The 3,085-nt window shown below is 38.3% G+C and carries 4 protein-coding genes; all 4 read right to left on the bottom strand.

What is annotated here, in order from left to right; genetic code table 11:
* The coding region (locus tag GC102_RS24625; RefSeq protein ID WP_171691850.1) for a MurR/RpiR family transcriptional regulator at window positions 1-608 on the bottom strand (608 nt) is incomplete at its 3' end.
* 684 nt (window positions 609-1,292) lie between these two features.
* Entirely contained in the window at window positions 1,293-1,838 is a 546-nt protein-coding gene (locus GC102_RS24620) for a DUF1700 domain-containing protein (protein WP_171691849.1), read from the bottom strand.
* 33 nt (window positions 1,839-1,871) lie between these two features.
* Window positions 1,872-2,003: a hypothetical protein gene (locus GC102_RS40720; protein ID WP_376769407.1), complete on the bottom strand. Its 132-nt coding sequence runs from the start codon at window positions 2,001-2,003 to the stop codon at window positions 1,872-1,874.
* Window positions 2,004-2,318: 315 nt separating this feature from the next.
* Window positions 2,319-3,085 (bottom strand): serine hydrolase domain-containing protein (locus tag GC102_RS24610; RefSeq protein ID WP_171691848.1); only part of this gene is annotated, 767 nt, incomplete at its 5' end.

The following is a 3,085-nucleotide window of genomic DNA, read 5'->3' as shown; positions in this document are numbered from 1 at the left end:
GCAAAGGAGATGGTCTCTTGCGTATAGCGAGGAAACGATAGAACGATCACCAGCCATTCTTCATCTGCTAGCATCATCAAATAATTCGCATCATCATTTTGACCGGTGTATAGGTGCGTATCCCCTTTCACAATATTAAGCGTGAATGAAAGCCAATGCGCCGGAGCAAAGGAGGAACGAAAACCGACGACCACAATCTTCTTTGCCTTGATAATGCTCTCCACCGCTTGATCCAGTGCATCTTGGCTCACCGAGTTCAGCGTTTCCCTAATATAGGCGATGTCCTGCTCCATTTTATAAGTGATGAGGCCTTCCTTTTCATTCCATCGCTTGGAATGGTCAAAGAACTTTTGAATGTGATTTTCCCTCTGTCCATTTGCCAATAGTGATTGACGTACTTCGTTTTGCATGGCACTAAACCCCGAATATCCCAACGCATTGCTCAATCGTATAACAGTGGTTCCACTCGTGCCTGTCAACGTACCGATTTCCTTGGCGGGATGCAGAGCGACCTTCTTCGGTTCTTCCAAAATGAATTCCGCAACGAGTTTCTGCTGGTTGGACAGTTGATTGTATAATTTGTGAATTCGATCCTGTACACTGTTCATGGTAACCACCTTTTCGTATCGTTTTAGGTTGAAGCTCAAACGAAATATCCCATTTGCTCGTCGAGGGAATACTCAACGCTATGCAAGAGATTACATTTGTTCATCATGAGCCAGTTCTCTGATGCCAGCTTCAATCAATAATTAGAAATGCTTACAATAAGCTTATCCGTATAGGAAACCAGTTAAATATTGATCCGTTCGAACTTGTGGACGGACATGATCCCTGTTCCATATTCTAATTATGTACTGAAAAAAGGTAGAAATACAATGTGCAAGCTATGAAGAGAATTTTTGAATAGATTACTTGCTTTTATAATAGAAAACGAATCCATTCTTCCATTGGTTATTTCTCACCAAATCTTTGTAGTTTAGGTTTCATCTCTGGAAAGGCATATAAACTAGACAGCAAAGAAGGAGTTTCTTAGTTGTATGACAGGTCCAAGAAGGAAGTTCAGCCCAGAGGAAAAGGCCAGGTTGGTATTGGAAATTCTGAAAGAAGAAAAGACAGTATTACAGCTTGCAGCTGTGCCACTGTTACCTAGCAGTAAGATGTTTTCATAACGCTTAACAAATTCACCCTGAGCTAGCGTTAATACGATAAGTTTTAACTTTTTCAGGGCCTCCCATTTTGATCAGTGGTTTTTACACTTGAATTCATCGGTTAATCCAGGCTTTTTCCAATTTTTAATATACTGTTTTCTTATTCTGACTAATTGCGTGTATATAATTAATTGTAAGTCTCCATAACACTTTCCCCAACAAAAACATCAACAAACCAATCACAATAGAAGTTGGTAAGAATTGCATTGGGCTTGGTGTAAATGCTCCAATTTGGATTGTTATTTCGGCAATATCATATCCCATAAGATACCCGACAAATTTAATAATTCCGCCTATTGGTGTAATAACTCCACTAATCATTAAAGCAATGGAAAGAGTACTGATAATGGGCAAAACTAACATACCGCTGGCGCCTGCAAAGCTGGTACAAAATGCAAATACTGCGCCGAATTTGCGCCAACTAAATTTACTGTTCTTTGAAATGGCTTCACCTAAGTATGCTTTCGCTAATTCTTTTGGGTTTCCTAACCGTTCGATGATTTGCTCAGAATTAAGACCAGTATTTTGCAACTCAAGCATTACACTTTTGATTTTTTTTACAATGTCACTACGCTCGGACGAGGACATAGCTTTCAAATACTTTTCAATTTTTTCAAGATAGTTATCCATAATTCTACACTCCTTTAATTTCTGCTATAGCAATTAATAAATTTCCCATTCAAAGGACATAGCGTTTAAGTATTCGTTTCCTTTTTTTGTAATGGAATAATATTTTCTCGGTGGCAAACCCTCTGTACTTTCTTGCCAAGATAAAGAAACATATTCTTCTTTCAATAATCTTCTAAGCAGAGGATAAATTGTATTTTCTTTTGCAGAAAACAATAGGATACTGCTCTAACTTACTTATGATTTCATACCCATAATTTGGTCGCTGCTTTATTAGCATTAGAATACAAAATCCGAGTGTTCCTCGCTTAATTTTTCATTTTAAGGAGGATTTTATTTTATTAGTTTAATAGCGTTGGGTTGCCGCCAGAATTCCAAAAAGCCCCAAACTTATTTTTGAAAGTAAATTGGGGTTTTTGGACCAGAAAGGTATATTTTTAACTATAGAAATTATGATAAAATTTTCCCGTTTTTCCTTTTTGTTTACTTGCTAAATTCAGCAAGTAATATATTTTTAAAAGGATTAGGGCTGTTATCTCTACCCAAACTGTTCAAACTGACGACCAACGTATGCTTGCCTCCAAGTGTACCTCCAGCAATCGTAGAAAACCCTAGAATGCCACCTGTGTGTCCCCATATCGAGACACCATTTGAAAGCTTAATTTCAGAGATTCCAAGACCATATCCTTCGATTCCATTTCTTCCTACAGGAACTGTAGTAAGCATTTGTTTTAGTTGCTCTTCCTTCAGTAATTTGCCACCGAGCAAGTAAGAGAAGAATTTATTTAAATCGTCAGCATCAGAAATCATATCTCCAGCTGAGCTACCTGCACTTGGATTATAATAAGTTACGTCTTTTATCTCACTTGCTTCGTCTGGCTGGGAATATCCCCGGGCATGCCTGGTGCCTGGAATAACGCTTGAATTGCCAGGTAGGAATGTATCCAACAATTCAAGCGGTTCAATAATCCGATTTTCAATCTCTTCCGCGTAGCTGTTTCCAGTTACTTTTTCAATAAGAATACCCAATAATACGTATCCCGTGTTTGAATAAGACCAGCCCATTCCTGGAACAAAGTCTGGGGGCAGAGAAATCCCCAACCTCACTATTTCTTCAGCGGTATACGATTTTTTTGTATCCATAAAATCAGCATCTTTGGATCTTGAGTATTCAGCGATACCACTTGTATGGTTCAATATCTGCCGGATGGTAATCTGATTACCATTATATCCGTTTCCTTGAATGACAC

It is taken from the genome of Paenibacillus germinis (genome assembly GCF_013141785.1).
In the GTDB taxonomy this organism is placed as follows: domain Bacteria; phylum Bacillota; class Bacilli; order Paenibacillales; family NBRC-103111; genus Paenibacillus_E; species Paenibacillus_E phytorum.
This window is presented reverse-complemented; position numbering and strand designations above follow the sequence as displayed.